Below are 16,077 nucleotides of genomic sequence, written 5' to 3' on the forward strand. Positions count from 1 at the left end.
ATCAAATAAAGTGGTGAAGATTGTTTCACAACTAGGGTGGTACCGCGATATTTATCGTCCCTACGTATTTACGTAGGGACGTTTTTTATTTAGGTCCTAACTTTGGTGTGGCTTCATAACTAGGGTGGTACCGCGATATTTTATCGTCCCTACGTATTTGCGTAGGGACGTTTTTTATTTAGGTCTTACTTTGTTGTATCTTCATAACTAGGGTGGTACCGCGATATTTTTGTCGTCCCTACGTATTTACGTAGGGGCGTTTTTTATTACTAGGGAGGATGTGAGCGTATTAGAAAAGAGTATTAATAGAACAATATAACTACCGAATTATAAAACAGAAAAAGATAAAGAGAGGAGATTAACAGATGAATTCACAGCAATGGACATCGAAATTAGGTTTCGTATTAGCTGCAGCAGGTTCAGCAATTGGTTTAGGGGCGATTTGGAAGTTCCCGTATATGGCCGGAATTGGAGGGGGCGGCGCGTTCTTCCTTATTTTCATCGGTTTCACATTATTAATTGGTTTACCGCTATTATTAGCTGAATTCGTTATCGGAAGAAGTACACAAAAAGAGGCCGTTGATGCATATAGAGAAATCGCACCAAAAACATTATGGCCATGGTTAGGGAAATTAGGGATTGTAACATGTTTCATATTACTTTCTTTCTACAGTGTTGTAGGAGGCTGGATTTTATTATATTTATGGAATGCAATTACAGGTAGACTATGGGAAGGAAATGGGGCATACGAAGCTACGTTTGGTGAAATCATTTCCAATCCGTATTTAGCAGTTGGATCACAGCTATTATTCATCCTTATTACTATTTTTATCGTAAGTAAAGGTGTACAAAATGGTGTTGAAAAAGTAAATAAATATTTCATGCCAGCATTATTCGTTTTATTCTTTGTTTTAATCGTTCGTGCACTTACGTTAGATGGTGCTGGAGAAGGAGTTCGTTTCTTCTTACAACCTGATTTCTCACATGTAACATCAGAAATCATATTATATGCAATGGGACAATCGTTCTTCTCGTTATCTGTCGGGGTAGCTGTTATGGTAACGTATAGCTCATACTTACCGAAAGAGGAAAGTTTACCGCGTTCAGCATTTTCAATTGTAGCTTTAACTCTTGTGATTACATTACTTGCAGGGCTTGCAATTTTCCCAGTAGTGTTCGCATTTGGAATGGAACCATCTCAAGGACCTGGACTCTTATTTATCGTACTACCAGCTATTTTCAGTAAAATGGCATTCGGAAAATTATTCTTCATCGTTTTCTTATTACTATTCTTCTTTGCTACTATTACATCAGCAATTTCGATGTTAGAAATTAGCGTTGCATCTTTAACTGCAAAAGGTAAAGGAAAACGTGAAAAAATGGCTTTAATCGTAGGATTACTAATCTTTGTTGTTGGAGTACCATCAGCATTATCATTTGGTATATTAAGTGATCTGAAGATTTTCGGAAAGACAGTCTTTGATTTAGCGGATTATGCAGTTAGTAACGTACTAATGCCGCTTGGTGTTTTATTAGTTTCTATCTTCGTTCCTTTAAAAATGAAGAAAGATGTATTAATGAAAGAGCTTGGTGTAAGTAAAAATAAAGGCTATAAACTGTTCGTATTATGGTTATTCTTACTTCGCTTTATCGCACCAATTGCGATTATTATCGTATTCTTAAATGTACTTGGCATTATATAAACAGAAAGGTAGCGTATCATTGTATGATACGCTACCTTTCTTATTTTGCTCTTTTTTGCAGTTCGTTTACTGTTACGAACTGATAGCCTTTCTTAGATAAAGAGTCTAAAATACCTTCGATGGTTTGTAAATTTTCATTAGACTCATCATACATAGGGTGCAGTAAAATGATAGAACCTGGTTTTACATTTTTATTAACATATTTAATTTTGTCAGCAGCAGATTTATAAAAAGTATCAGGTTCAAGGTCCCATGTAATTGTTTCGATATTGTTTTTATTTAAATAATAGGGCAGACCAAGTAGCTTTTTTCCGTTTGGTGGTCTAAAGTCAATTGCGTCTGTAAATCCCGTTTGGCGGATTAATGAATTCGTTTTTTCTATTTCTTCTTTAATATAAGAAGGTGTTTTTAAAACCATTCTGTTATGAGAATATGTATGGTTTCCAACTTGGTGTCCAGATTGTACAATAGCTTCTCCTAACGATAGGTTTTTTTCTAATTCATTTCCGATTAAAAAGAAAGTAGCTTTTGCATTGTATGTATCTAGTAGCGGTAATATTTGTTTTACATTGTTCGTAGGGCCATCATCAAAAGTTAAAGCAACCACTTTTTCATTTGTTTCTACTCGGTTTGTTAAATCACCAAACAATTGAAAACTTCTTGCGTTCATTAATTTGTATGTTCCAAATAATGCTACAGTAATAATGAATAATGTAACGATTGTAATGATTATTTTCTTTTTCATAAAGCAACCTCACTATATTTTTTGATTGGACTAAAAAGTATTATATCAAATTAAGTAATTTCACGCTTTAAAAAGGATGTGGATGCAAGGGGAAGGAATTTATCATATAATAAAATACAAAAGGTATATTAGGAGGTGTTTAAATGGCGATTACAATTCAATTGCCGGACACTGCAGCGTCTCATGCAAAGCCAAGTATGGAAATGGCGATACTTTGCGTGAGGTAGACAAGTAATATACAATCGCCTAAATGAGCTCGTATCATTTTTTATATTTGGCTTTGCACCTTATTGAAATGAACCATAAAAAATAAGGGGCGAGCAGAAATGAAATACGTTAAAGCTGCGACGGTTTTACCAGAAAGTTTAATTACTGAAATTCAAAAGTATATACAAGGTGAAACAATTTACATTCCAAAACAAGAAACAAAACATTATAAATGGGGTACACGATCTGGAGGAAGAAAACAACTAGATGAAAGAAATAAAGCAATTAAAGAAGCGTTTAAAAACGGAATTGCTATTCATCAACTTGCAGAGGAGTACTTTCTGTCCGGAGAAACGATTAAAAAAATTGTGTATTCTAAATGAAGATAAAAGAGTCTAGTTCAAATGTTATTTTGAACTAGACTCTTTTTGCTTTGTATGTATTGGATATATTGCGTATGAATGGGAATGATAATAGCGATATTGTGCTGTTTTTTTATTAAATAGGCTACATAGCATTTGAGTAAAAAGCAGAAAGGTGAACATATATGAATCATATTGGACAAATAACGATAGAGCTTTTAATTGGTTTTTTTGTTCTATTAATTGCTACAAAAATATTAGGGAAAACACAAATATCTCAGCTAACACCTTTTGATTTTATTTCTGCTATCGTCCTCGGTGAGCTCGTTGGAAATTCAATATATGATCCTAAAATTAAAGTGTGGTCTATATTATATTCAGTATTTGTTTGGGTAATTTTAATTTATACAATAGAAGTGATAACACAAAAAATAAGAGGAACAAGAAGGTTTTTTGAAGGATATCCTTCAATTATTATCCGTAATGGAAAGATTGACCGAGAACAATTAAGTTCAAATCATTTGGATATTAATCAATTACAACAAATGCTAAGACAACAAAAAGATATATTTTCAATCCGAGAAGTTGAATATATGATTTTGGAACCTAATGGAAACATAAGTGTTCTGAAGAAAAGTAAATATGAATCTCCTACTATAAATGATTTAAGTTTAAAACATAAGCCTGTATACTTACCGATTTCATTAATAAGTGATGGAAAAGTAGTGAAAGATAATTTGAGGGAAGCGGGCTTTGATGAAGAATGGCTTTATAAACAAATAAAGCAAAAAGGGATTACTAAATTTGAGGATGTATTATATGCAGAATGGAAAACAGACGATGGTTTCTTTTGTCAGGAAATGAAGCGGTAGAACATAATCGGAGTATGTAATATTCGTTTCTAAGTTATCTTTTACATATCAAAAAGCTGAGTCTTTGTATACAATAAAACTAGATCAACAATTTGTATGGAGTGATAAAGATGGAAGCTTTTATTAGAAGTGATCAATACAATTTTATAAAATCACAAGCTTATATTTTAGCAAACGGGCATGCAACAGCAAATGATAGAGGTGTAATTCAAGCGTTAAAATCACTTGCGATTGAAAAGATAATACATGTATTTGAGAATTTAACGGATGAACAGAAAGAGTTAATTGATACGGTATTAACAGTTCAAAATAGAGATGATGCAGAATCATTTTTAATGAAAATAAATCCGTATGTCATTCCGTTTCAGGAAGTTACAGCACAAACGTTAAAAAAACTATTCCCTAAAGCAAAAAAATTAAAACTTCCTGATATGGAAGAACTGGATATGAAAGAATTATCTTATTTAAGCTGGATTGACAAGGGATCAAGCAGGAAATTTATTATAGCGAAAAATGATCAAAATAAGTTTGTTGGTCTGCAAGGAACATTTCAAAGTTTAAATAAAAAAAGCATTTGTTCCTTATGTCATGGGCATGAAGAAGTAGGAATGTTTTTAGTTGAAATTAAAGGTGATGTACCAGGAACTTTCGTTAGAAAGGGAAATTATATTTGCAAAGATGGTGTAGCTTGTAATCAGAATATGAAATCACTTAATAAATTGAACGATTTTATTGAACGATTAAAGAAATAAAGAAGGAACCTCTAGTATTTAAACTGGAGGTTTTTTTTTGAAGAAGTAATAATAGGCTTCTTTTATAGTTGTAAATTTATAAAAAAAGTCGGTTCATTTATAATGAAATTAGATGAAAATATCTATTTGGATACATTTGCTTATATGCAAGGAGGTAAAACATGAATTACGAAGAGATATTAAAAGTGAAACGGTGGCCTAAAGATACGATAGCGGCAGGTCGTGGTCATACAGTTGCTCTGAAATCGGATGGAAAAGTGATGGCAGTGGGGCGAAATAAAGAAGGAGAATGCAATGTAAGCGGTTGGGGTAATATTGAAGCAGTCGCAGCGGGTAATGTTCATATGGCGACGAACACGGGTAATACACATACAATCGGTCTTGCATGTGACAGTACTGTGGTAGCTGTGGGTTGGGATAAGCATGAACAATGTGATGTAAACGATTGGCATAATGTTGTAGCGGTTGCGGCAGGGTGGCGTCGTACCATTGGCCTAAAGCCGGATGGCACAGTAATAGCAGTGGGACGAAATAAAGAAGGAGAATGCAATGTAAGTAGCTGGCGTGATATTGTGGCTGTCACGGCGGGTGACTGGCATACAGTTGGTCTTAAAATGGACGGAACAGTGACGACTGTGGGGAATAATCGATATGGCCAATGCAATGTAAGTGGATGGCGTGGTATTGTGGCATTGGCGGCTGGTTATCTTCATACAGTTGCTCTGAAATCGGATGGCATAGTGATGGCCGTGGGTAATAATAAACATGGTCAATGCGATGCAGGCAGCTGGAAAGATATTATGGCAATAGCAGCTGGTACGAATCATACAATCGGACTTAAATCAGACGGTACCGTGGTGGCAGTCGGCTGGAATGTGCATGGTCAATGTAATGTAAGCGATTGGCATGATATTGTAGCAATAGCGGCGGGTTGTGCGCATACGGTCGGTCTTAAATCAGACGGCACGGTAGTAGCAGTGGGTAATAATGAATATGGCCAATGCGATGTAGGTAGCTGGCGCAACATCCGATTGCCTGGCAAATAGTTAATTTACAATAAATCACTAGTAATATTATTCTAGTTTAGGAGTAATTATGGAATAGGATATGTAGATAAGAATCCCTTTTTAAAAGAGGTTCTTATTTTTTTTTCCGTAAAATGAGGGTCTAAATGGAATTTTTGAACAAACTTTATTTCAAAGTTACAGTAGAAAGTATAAATTACAAATAAAGCATAGGAGAGCTGAAGAAATGCTTAAAAAATTTTTGCTGTCTTTACCGGATGTTTTACTCGTATGCATTGTTATCTACATAACATACACAACTACTCTTAGTTTTGTACAGATGTTAGTAATTTCAATGGCAATCGGAATCGTCGGTGGTCTTGTTATAAGAATATGTAAGGATGTATTCACGTATATAAGGTGGACAATCAAACAAAGAAAATCTTGAATCTGTTGAATAGCTATGAGGAGGAGATGGAATGACTAGGAAAAAGAGTAGAGTGAAAAATGAAATAGCACTTTGGACATTAACAGCGGTTGTTCTCATCATTGTATGGTACCTTTTTCAAAGATAAAAACGCATCGCACTTTGAAAAGAAAGCGCAATGCGTTTTTATTATTTTTTTTGCCAATTTTCTTTTATAAAGTCTTCACGGCCAGATTCTTTTTGCTCAGTAGCATATTTCTCTGGGTTCTTTTTATAGAAATGTTGATGGTATTCTTCAGCCTCATAAAAAGGTGCAGCCAGGCGAATTTCAGTTACGATTGGATCTTTAAACGTACCGCTTTCTGCAAGAGCTTGTTTTGATTTTTCAGCAAGCTCTTTTTGCGTTTCGTTATGATAAAAAATAGCAGTGCGATAAGAGGGACCGCGGTCAAAGAATTGTCCGCCATCATCAGTTGGATCGATTTGTGGCCAATATAAATCTAGTAATTTTTCATACGGAAAAATAGAAGGATCGAATGTAATTTGTACAACTTCTAAATGACCAGATGTTCCAGCTTTTACTTGTTCATATGTTGGGTTTTCTACATGACCACCTGCATAGCCAGAAAGTACTTTATGAATACCAGGAAGTTCATCAAATGGCTTTACCATGCACCAAAAGCAACCGCCTGCGAAGGTTGCGAGTTCGTATGTTTTTTCGGACATTGTTGTAATCCTCCTAAATATATATGTTTTATATAGTATTATACAATCTTTTTTATTTCGCAATAAAAAAGATTTAGAAGTAAAGAAAAATTGAAATATATTTCTTTATAAAGTCTTTAAAATTCCTTCAAAGTTTCTTTTTTCTGCGTGTTAAGATGTAAACCGAAGTGAATATGTGAGGTGATAGGTAATGACTCCATGTATAGAAATAAATAGTTTACAAGAAAAATTGAAAGAGAGACTAACATGAAAAAGGAATTTATACAAAGTGATTTCAGAAATATATTGATTGCGGCATGCTTACTATTAGGGTTAGTTATTTTTGGATATTTTTTAATAAATAATTACCCAGGTACAAATGAAAAAAAGAAGTTAACAGATGCAACATCTACTTCAGAATCAATTACATCTATTGCTAATTCAGATGCCAAAAAAAGGGTTGCAAAAACTTTTAATATTACGGCGAAAGTAGCAAGTGTAGATTTAGGAAATGGGAAAAAGGTAGATGCATGGACCTTTGATGGAACATCATCGGGTACTCAAATTCGAGTTAAACAAGGTGAACGTATTGTTGTAAATTTGAAAAATGAATTGCCAGAACCCGTTACAATCCATTGGCATGGATTAGATGTTCCTTCGGCAGTAGATGGTGTTCCAGGTGTTACGCAAAATGCTATAAAACCAGGTGAAACATATACATACGCATTTAATGCTGATCAGGTGGGGACATATTGGTATCATTCACATCAAAAAAGTGCAAAACAAACGGAGCGGGGACTATTTGGAACCATTGTTATTGAACCGAATAAACCAGCTGTAAAATATGAAAAGGATTATACAGTGGCGATCCATGAATGGAAAACAGGAGCCATAAAAACCCGTAAGCATAATGGCGAACAAGATAAAGATTGGGATAGCTACCCTAGCAATCATATTCGAAATGAAAAGGCGCAAACTTTAGAAGGCCCGTTAATGATGCCAAGTAATGATCAACTCAAAGATTTATCTGATGGAGATGATTACGATGTATTTACATTAAATGATACAAGTGAGGGACTACGATTGGATGCAAAACCAGGTGAAACAGTACGCCTTCGCTTAATTAATGCTGGGAATAATACGCATTTAATGACATTAGTTGGGGCGCCATTTCAAATTATCGCATTAGATGGTCGTGATATAAAAGGTGGGGACGAGCTAGATAAAGCAATTCTTCCGATGGGAGCTGCACAACGTTATGACCTTGTTTTTAAAATGCCAGAAACAAAGAGTGTAAAACTTATTAATGTGGATTATTCCTTTTATTAGAAGACATTCTGAACTATTAAGATATGATAGTTTACCGCCTTTAAAGTACACCACAACCTAATTAAATTTGTTATGGTGTATAAAAATAGTAATAGAAGTTTTGAGTAGTAAACGTAATCACTTGTAATACAGAAAAGGATAGATAAGGCTAAAATCCCTTTATCTATCCTTTTCTCTCATATATTATGTGAAGGATTTTTTTGTTTTGGGGTTAATTTGTTTTCTTAGGTTGATGGGCATGTGGTGCTACCCCAAAAAGGAGAATTTCTTGTGAAAGTAGGGATCTGCCTTTTTCTTTCTATCGATAATAATGCGTTATGTTGACGGGAGATGTATAGGATATTCATTGCTATTCCTTCAAAATGTTGGTTTTACATCATATTAAAATAACTCCTATATTAAGTATTGAAATTCTCTAAATCTCGATGTATTATATTCTTGTATTTTCTCACTTTGCAAAGCTGAGAAAACATCATCACTTCTGAAAGAACCCGAACTCCAGCGGGTTCTTTTGATTTACTTGAACTTATTTTTGAATCATTGTATTATATTTTCGAGTCTTACTTATATAAATCATTATCAGGAGAATCTGCAGATTTGCAGGTTCTTTTTTTATTTTATCGAAAGTAAACTTTTAGCCAGTAGTTTATTTTCACACTATTGATTTTTATACTTGTTTAATAAAAAATCAATGAGTTGCAAAAAAATAGAGATTTTTTTAATTCAGTTGCAAACTACAAAACATCTTTTAAAAAGCAATGCATGTAAATACACATTATATTTTATTCCATAACTCTCTAACTTTTGTTCACGATAGTCTGATATTGAAAAAAATAAAATATTTGGTACGACATCACTTTGTTTTTATATAGTTTTGTAATTAAACTATAATATTATATTTTTTCTGCATTATTGAAATTAGTAATAATAAAATGTATTATTGAAAAGCACAATTTATAATTCAAGTAATCAAGACAATGTAACCATTATAATTTGAACATTCAGAAATTATAATATTATCTAAAAATGAGGTGTAATTCATAGAAACAGTACATATTAAATGGCATGGAATGTATAGCATAAATGATTTTTATAATAGGGAAGAAGCTTCTAAGAAGGGGATATTTGCAATCTCTAGAGTATATGCTAAGAAGGTAACACTGCTCTATATAGGACAAACCAAAAGAAGCTTTATACAAAAGATAAGGGAACTTAATAAGGAATGGCTTTGTGATGAGAGCGAATTAAGGATTACAATAGGAATAATAGAATTTCCTAGTGGTGAAATTTACTCTGAAAAGAAGGTAAAAGAGATAAAATCCCTTTTGATTTTACGACATACCCCATTAGAAAACGAAACATCTTTATTATACCATAGAGGGAAATTTAATTTAAAAATTATAAATAAGGGAAGAAGAGGTTTAATTGTTAAAAAGCTTTCTACAGGAGATCTAATGTGGACGTAATTGGAATCACCTTTGAATAAAATTGAAGGTTTCTTAAGTGCAGAAGCTTATCAATTTTTAATATATTAAACTATTTTGAATAACATATGTCAGATGCTTGAAAAAACACAAATTTTATTATGATATAAAATCCTGTATGGAAAGTGTAGTTTATTTCTATCATTTAATAAAAATATTAAGAATTATAGGGATAATGCATAAAGAGTAGAGGAGAAAGTAAACACGGAGGTTTGAGGAATGGGACAAGTAAGCAGATTTCAGGAAAAACAACAGAATCGTCGTCAAAAGGCAATTTTTAATATTGCATTTACTTTGGTATTAGTGACAGTTGGTATAGTGACATACCAATTGTTTATTCCTTCTAATACATCAACGAAAGCAATTGCTCAAGAAAAGAAAGCAACAAAGATAGAAGAAAAGCAAACTGAAGATAAAGAAACATCAAAGATAGAAGAAAAGCAAACTGAAGATAAAGAAGCAGCAAAGGTAGAAGAGAAGAAAACTGAAGATAAAGAAGCAACAAAAGTAGAAGAGAAGAAAACTGAAGATAAAGAAGCAACAAAGATAGAAGAAAATAAAAGTGGAGATAAAGAAGCAGCACAGTTAGAAGGGAAACAAAAAGTAGAAAAATCGGTAAAAACGAACGAAAATGATAATAAAGAGGAAGAAAAAACGGTATCTCAAGAAAAGGATTCTCAAACTAATCCTTCATGGAAGCCAATTGGTACAGAGCAAGGAGCAAAACCTGAAATGAAATTTAAAGAAGGAACAGTAGATTGGAGTGAGATGAAAAAAGCAATCTCTTATGCTGTTGATGTTCCAGAGAGCCAATTGATTTTCGACTTTATTGGAAATAATGGTAATAATAAAGCCTACGGTAATGTACGAGATAAGCAAAGTAATAAAAAATATAAGGTTAATATTGATTGGGTAGAGAATCAGGGTTGGAAACCAGCATCTGTACAAGTGGTAAAATAAATAATAGAAATGTATTTACCTAAATTATGTCGAGTTTCAAGACAAAAGATTAATACAATAGAAAATAATAAATATGATCCTATATTGGAACTTGCTTTTAGTTTAACGAAAAATCTTGGAGTAACATTTTTGTTCAATGTACTCTTTAGTGAATCCAAGTAGTTCTCCTAAGTAGGGGGACAGTCACATTGCTATCAGTTAACAAAGCAAAATATCCTTTAAATGCAAAAAATACGCTATTCTTTCTTAGAATCATAAGAAAGAATAGCGTATTTTATGTGGTGAAAATTGTGAAACGCACTTATGCAAAATATTAATTTAAATTTTAACCTCTTGTTGCCTAATCTATATTAGGGAACAAAGATAAAATGGGGACTCTATACCCCCGTAAAGTTAACTTATATTTTTCTCCTGTTTTAACATTTGCTTGTATATCTGCCGAATTAAATTTCATCATGAGAATACTATTTGTATTTTCAATAACCTTTTCTGTACCGTTATTTTGTTGGACGACGATATAAAATTTATCCGATTTTCCAACTTTTTGTATATATTTATCAGTTACTGTACCTTCAATATACATTACATGAAAATAATTTAGTAAGGAAGATATGATCAGAGTTGGTACAATGACAAGAAATAGTATAATACCTATTTTCCCTTTGTTGTCTGTGTTTTTCACTTCTTTTTCTTTCAAAAATCGTCATACCTTCCATACGATGAAAATAGTAATAAAACATAGATAAATATAACATGATAATCAAATATAAAATATGCAATTATGCATATTTTATCGTTTTAGCCAAGAAGACTCCTTCCTCAAGGAGCGTGAAGGATCACAGCCCAGTGAACAGGTGGGAGATGAATTGGCTTCGAACAAGAAAAGATAAAACAGGCAATTGATAATTACTGGGATGCTCTGCAATTACTCTCAGAAGCATTAGAAGAACAAAATGATGTAAAGCTGGAACACGCAGATAGCAAAGCAGAACAGGTAATGAAACTATTTAAAAAGGCTATCAGTAAAACTGACGGCACAATTCCCAATACAATTATTCTTTATCGCTTCATTTCCATCCGATTAAACCTCTTTATAGCGCTTCTGTAATAAGGGGAAGCACCACATCGCTATCAAGCTAAAATTTTATAGTACCCCTAGAACGAAATTTTGTACTCACTTGTAACAAAATGCTCACTTTTTCGTTTTGAGGTAATTGCATTTCTTAGCTTGATGGTAATGGAGTCACCATATCATTTCGAGAAAATTGTACGTTTAGATACAATTTAGACATAAATCAATCGATTCCCTGTACTTTAAGAAGGTTCTATAAACGGTATTTGATGTTTGTTATGATACTTTGCTTTGGATAATGAGTTTTGGGACTGGAATTTAAACATACTTCAGTCGGTTTTGATAGATATAAATAAAGTTCATTGAACGATCATTTTTGGTGTAAAAAGAATTTCTTTTTATTTATTGACTATGCAGTAACCACATAGTTTATAGTGTTAATATTATTCCTTAATAGGAGGCAATATAATTAGATGGATAGCTATAAGTTAACTAAAAGTGATGTAATTAAGATTTTTAATACAACGAAAGAAACACTTCGATTCTATGAAGAAAAAGGATTAGTTCAACCAAAGATAGGGAAAAATAACTATAGACTTTATGGAAATGAAGACCTACAGAGAATTAGCCAAATCTTGTTTTGTAAAGATATAGGTTTTTCAATTGAAGAAATTGATTTAGTAATAAATAAGAGAAATATAATAAACAATATAAATATCTTACAGAACAAAAAAGATGATATTGAAACTGAAATTTATCGATTTATGGAAATGCAAAAGAAAATTACTAGGCTCCTTAATCTCCTTCAAAATAGAAGTAGAAACTTCAATGAAATTCAGAGTGTCTATTTTAAGGAAAGAAAATATTATCACATCAAAGGAGAAGATTTTAATAGTGTAAAATCCTTTTTTGATAAATTCCGTTCTATTTTTAAGAAAGGTGAATTTTTTCAAGAACAATTTATAACGATGTGTCCTATTAAGAATTTATTCAATGATGATCTGGGACTATCAGTTTATTATCCTGTTTTGAATGATACAGAGATAGAGCATGTTGATATTCTTAGTATACCTGCAGGTAATTATCTTTGTGTTGATTACGTATGTACAGAGGACCATATGGATGAAGTAAGACGTCAAATATATACAAAAATTACAGACTATATAGAGAGAAATGATTTGCAGTTTAGATCATGTAAAGTAATTGAAACAGATTTACATGAATTAAATCTGTTTTATCCAGAAGGACAGATAATTATGAATATGCAAATTCCTATTGAAGAAAAATCGAAACATCAAAAGAAATGAGCATTTATTTATGTCATACAATTTACAAGGAAGGCGTAAAAATCGCCCCTTTTATTAAAATGTTAGACTGATAGGCGACGGTACTCCTTACTTAGCTAACATTTCAAGAGTCTTCATATATTCTTATGACAAAATCCTGTAGAAAGCTTAAGAATTCTTAAGAATTTTACAGGGTGTTTCCTAATTTTCATAGTTTATCATGGATGTATTCAAAGTGATGAGGTGAGTGAAGAAGATAAAAGGAAAGATTTCATTGTAGCTTAAGGGTGGATGCAACATGACTATTTTGTTAGTAGCAAATAAGAATAGCAACTTATTTTAAAAAAATGAAGAAACAAACGTAGGAGGATATATATGACGAAACCAGTTGTAGACGTGAAAAACGTCCAAAAAGTGTACGGTAAAAAAGGTGAGAACCAATCACACGCGTTAAAAGGTGTTTCATTCTCAATTCAAGAGGGTGAGTTTGTCGGAATTATGGGACCATCTGGTTCTGGTAAAACGACATTATTAAATGTAATTTCAACGTTAGATAAAGCAACGGGCGGCGTTGTTGAAATTGCAGGAACAGATATTACGAAAATGAAACAAGGTGAGCTTTCAGATTTCCGTTCGCAAAAGTTAGGATTCATCTTCCAAGATTTTAATTTATTAGAAAATTTATCTATATATGAAAATATTTCACTTCCACTATCTCTTCAAGGTGTTGCATCACGTAATATTGGACCGAAAGTAGAAAAAGTAGCGGGTATGTTAGGAATTACAGAAATACTTCAAAAGTACCCATCTGAAGTATCTGGTGGGCAAAAGCAACGTTCGGCAGCAGCGCGTGCTTTAGTGCATGAGCCTGCAATTATTTTAGGAGACGAGCCAACAGGAGCGCTTGATTCTAAAAATGCAACAAGTTTACTTGATGCGATGACAAACTTAAATAAAGAACAAGGTGTATCGATTATGATGGTTACTCATGATCCATATAGTGCAAGTTACTGTCAGCGTATTTTATTCATTCAAGATGGTGAGCTATATAAAGAAATTTATCGCGGTGGTACACGTGAAGAGTTCTATAAAGAAATTTTAGACGTGCTTGCAAACTTAGGTACACAAAAAGCGTAAGGAAGGAAGTTCAATTATGATATTTAAGCTTTCCATGTCAGGTCTAAAAAGTAAGTTGCAAGATTACATTGTCTTACTTGTTGGTCTGATTGTCTCTATTTCAACTTTTTATTTGTTTCAAACATTAGCACTCAATAAGGCGTTCCTTGAATCCAATCCACATGCTAAAGCGGTTGCAATTGCATTCCAAATCGGTTCCTTTTTATTAGCGATTGTAACGTTTTTCTATATTTTATATGCAAATTCTTTCTTATTATCTCTTCGCCAAAAAGAATTTGGTATGTACATGATGTTAGGGGCAAAAAAGCATAAAGTTACCTTACTTATGTTTATCGAAACAATCGTAATAGGTGCCGCATCTCTTGCAATCGGAATCGCAGTTGGTGTAGGGCTTGCAGAAGGTATTGGTCAGTTATTAATGAAGCAGTTGGAATTCTCTGGTGAAGATTATAAAGCATTTTATATTCCATCTATGACTGTTACTTGCCTCTTTTTCTTTGCACTATTTATAGTATCAGCAATCATGAATAGTATGAAATTATCTCGTATTTCTGTATTACAACTTGTACATGCAGATGCAAAAACAGAGCGTATCGCTGTAAAAGGAAAAATGAAAGGTATAGTTGCATTTCTTGGTCTGATTTTGCTAGGTATTGGGTATGCATCACTGATCCATATAGCACATTTACAGGAAAAAGAGTTAGTAACCGTACCTAAATTCATGGGTATTGGATTAATCACAGCAACAGTCGGTACTTACATGTTATTTGGATCACTTCTCCCAGTTATGCTTAACAAGATAAAGAGTAATAAAAAACGTCGTGAAAAAGGGCTGAATGCTTTTACTTTTGCACAATTGAATTTCCGAATTAATAGCCTAACACGGGTGCTTGCAACGGTAGCAATCCTAGTGGCTCTTGGCGCTGGTGGAATTGCGTGTGGTATGGCATTTAAAAATAATGTTCTAAAGACGACTGATAAAGCAAAAGTTTACGATTCAGTTGTTCATAATCCAACAGCGGAAGAAAAGAAAATTTTGAGTGGCATCTTATTTCAAGAGAAGTTTGAATATCGCTACAAAGTAGATGATCAGTATGTGTATTATAAAAAAGAAGATGTAGAGAAAAATCGTCCTTTAGCACAAGATAGTGAAAATAGGAAGATGATGAAAGTTTCAGAGGAATTTCCTAAGGATGCATTTACATTGCCAAAACAACTATATAATCTGTATAACGATGATACGAAAACAAAACAATGGAAAGAAGCTTTCTTCACAATCCAGCCAACTTATATGTATCCTGATCATGAAATAAAAATTATAGACCAAAGCATATACGATAGTATGAAGGATAAAGAAAATACTGTGTTTATTGGAAAAACAGATGATTTTGGAGCACATTTAAAAGAATGGAAAAAACTTGATGAATTACAGGTAGCGAAATATAAAAATGTGAAAGCGGAAGAATTAGGTAGTACGTATCAAATGTATAATCTGAACCATGGTATGGCCAGTGGATTCATGTTCATGGGCTTCTTCGTTGGAATTGCGTTCTTAGCAATGATGGCAAGTTGCCTAATGTTTAAGATTCTATCTGGCGCATCGAAAGACAGCACACGTTATCAAATGCTTCGTAAAATCGGTGTACGTCAGGGGTTATTAACACAATCGATTTATAAAGAGCTGTTCTTCATATTCTTTGTACCGGCAATTGTGGGTATTGCTCATATATTAGTTGGTATGAACATGTTCGGCCCGCTTTTGATTGATCCGTATTTCCGAATTTGGTTGCCACTTGTCATTTTCGTAGTGATTTACTTAATTTACTACTTGATTACAGTTCAATTGTATAAAAGAATTGTACTTCCGAAAGAAAAATAGTTTTACAAAACATACAAAATGTTAAACTCAAAAAAACCAGTAATATTATACATATGTACTGATATCACTGGTTTTTTATATGGGTATTTTATGGTAAATTTTACAAGTTATAAAAAATTACAAGCTCAGTTTCACATTTTCACAACAATATTT

Annotated in this window: 15 protein-coding genes and 1 other annotated feature (1 of these 16 cut by a window edge); of the genes, 12 read left to right on the top strand and 3 right to left on the bottom strand. The window is 32.9% G+C overall.

The window, feature by feature from the left end:
* Positions 1 to 65: a binding site (T-box leader), on the top strand (it extends 158 nt beyond the left edge of the window).
* Positions 66 to 365: 300 nt separating this feature from the next.
* Complete coding sequence (locus QCI41_RS27530; RefSeq protein ID WP_087968130.1) at positions 366 to 1,703, top strand: sodium-dependent transporter; 1,338 nt, start codon at positions 366 to 368, stop codon at positions 1,701 to 1,703.
* Between the two features lie 40 nt (positions 1,704 to 1,743).
* Here QCI41_RS27530 and QCI41_RS27535 read toward each other — a convergent pair whose 3' ends face one another.
* Complete coding sequence (locus tag QCI41_RS27535) at positions 1,744 to 2,448, bottom strand: polysaccharide deacetylase family protein (RefSeq protein WP_353836166.1); 705 nt, start codon at positions 2,446 to 2,448, stop codon at positions 1,744 to 1,746.
* A gap of 326 nt (positions 2,449 to 2,774) precedes the next feature.
* On the opposite strand from QCI41_RS27535, the gene QCI41_RS27540 reads away from it, so the two are divergent.
* The 5 genes from QCI41_RS27540 (at position 2,775) to QCI41_RS27560 (ending at position 6,093) form a co-directional block, all read left to right on the top strand.
* Positions 2,775 to 3,038, top strand: a complete 264-nt coding sequence (locus tag QCI41_RS27540) for a CD3324 family protein (protein ID WP_353836165.1) — start codon at positions 2,775 to 2,777, stop codon at positions 3,036 to 3,038.
* 164 nt (positions 3,039 to 3,202) lie between these two features.
* Complete coding sequence (locus tag QCI41_RS27545; RefSeq protein ID WP_353836164.1) at positions 3,203 to 3,889, top strand: YetF domain-containing protein; 687 nt, start codon at positions 3,203 to 3,205, stop codon at positions 3,887 to 3,889.
* A 110-nt stretch (positions 3,890 to 3,999) separates the two neighbouring features.
* Positions 4,000 to 4,641, top strand: coding sequence for a FusB/FusC family EF-G-binding protein (locus tag QCI41_RS27550; protein ID WP_353836163.1), 642 nt, complete (start codon positions 4,000 to 4,002; stop codon positions 4,639 to 4,641).
* Between the two features lie 161 nt (positions 4,642 to 4,802).
* Positions 4,803 to 5,687: an RCC1 domain-containing protein gene (locus tag QCI41_RS27555; RefSeq protein ID WP_353836162.1), complete on the top strand. Its 885-nt coding sequence runs from the start codon at positions 4,803 to 4,805 to the stop codon at positions 5,685 to 5,687.
* A 205-nt stretch (positions 5,688 to 5,892) separates the two neighbouring features.
* Positions 5,893 to 6,093, top strand: a complete 201-nt coding sequence (locus tag QCI41_RS27560; protein ID WP_353836161.1) for a hypothetical protein — start codon at positions 5,893 to 5,895, stop codon at positions 6,091 to 6,093.
* A 168-nt stretch (positions 6,094 to 6,261) separates the two neighbouring features.
* Here the strand turns inward: QCI41_RS27560 and msrA are convergent, their stop codons facing one another.
* Positions 6,262 to 6,798 (bottom strand): peptide-methionine (S)-S-oxide reductase MsrA, encoded by a 537-nt coding sequence (gene msrA, locus QCI41_RS27565; RefSeq protein WP_353836160.1) that lies wholly within the window; start codon positions 6,796 to 6,798, stop codon positions 6,262 to 6,264.
* 246 nt (positions 6,799 to 7,044) lie between these two features.
* Between msrA and QCI41_RS27570 the strand changes: the two genes are divergently transcribed.
* The 3 genes from QCI41_RS27570 (at position 7,045) to QCI41_RS27580 (ending at position 10,550) form a co-directional block, all read left to right on the top strand.
* Entirely contained in the window at positions 7,045 to 8,106 is a 1,062-nt protein-coding gene (locus QCI41_RS27570; RefSeq protein ID WP_353836159.1) for a multicopper oxidase family protein, read from the top strand.
* 1,070 nt (positions 8,107 to 9,176) lie between these two features.
* Entirely contained in the window at positions 9,177 to 9,572 is a 396-nt protein-coding gene (locus QCI41_RS27575; protein WP_283885197.1) for a sodium:proton symporter, read from the top strand.
* Positions 9,573 to 9,809: 237 nt separating this feature from the next.
* Positions 9,810 to 10,550: a YrrS family protein gene (locus tag QCI41_RS27580; RefSeq protein WP_353836158.1), complete on the top strand. Its 741-nt coding sequence runs from the start codon at positions 9,810 to 9,812 to the stop codon at positions 10,548 to 10,550.
* Between the two features lie 340 nt (positions 10,551 to 10,890).
* On the opposite strand, the gene QCI41_RS27585 is transcribed toward QCI41_RS27580, so the two are convergent.
* Positions 10,891 to 11,247, bottom strand: a complete 357-nt coding sequence (locus tag QCI41_RS27585) for a hypothetical protein (protein ID WP_283885202.1) — start codon at positions 11,245 to 11,247, stop codon at positions 10,891 to 10,893.
* Positions 11,248 to 12,095: 848 nt separating this feature from the next.
* On the opposite strand from QCI41_RS27585, the gene QCI41_RS27590 reads away from it, so the two are divergent.
* The 3 genes from QCI41_RS27590 (at position 12,096) to QCI41_RS27600 (ending at position 15,924) form a co-directional block, all read left to right on the top strand.
* Positions 12,096 to 12,929, top strand: a complete 834-nt coding sequence (locus tag QCI41_RS27590; RefSeq protein WP_353836157.1) for a MerR family transcriptional regulator — start codon at positions 12,096 to 12,098, stop codon at positions 12,927 to 12,929.
* Positions 12,930 to 13,283: 354 nt separating this feature from the next.
* Positions 13,284 to 14,045 (top strand): ABC transporter ATP-binding protein, encoded by a 762-nt coding sequence (locus QCI41_RS27595; RefSeq protein ID WP_353836156.1) that lies wholly within the window; start codon positions 13,284 to 13,286, stop codon positions 14,043 to 14,045.
* Between the two features lie 16 nt (positions 14,046 to 14,061).
* Positions 14,062 to 15,924, top strand: coding sequence for an FtsX-like permease family protein (locus QCI41_RS27600; RefSeq protein ID WP_353836155.1), 1,863 nt, complete (start codon positions 14,062 to 14,064; stop codon positions 15,922 to 15,924).
* Positions 15,925 to 16,077: the final 153 nt, after the last annotated feature.

The organism is Bacillus cereus group sp. MG4, assembly GCF_040460055.1.
Taxonomy (GTDB): domain Bacteria; phylum Bacillota; class Bacilli; order Bacillales; family Bacillaceae_G; genus Bacillus_A; species Bacillus_A wiedmannii.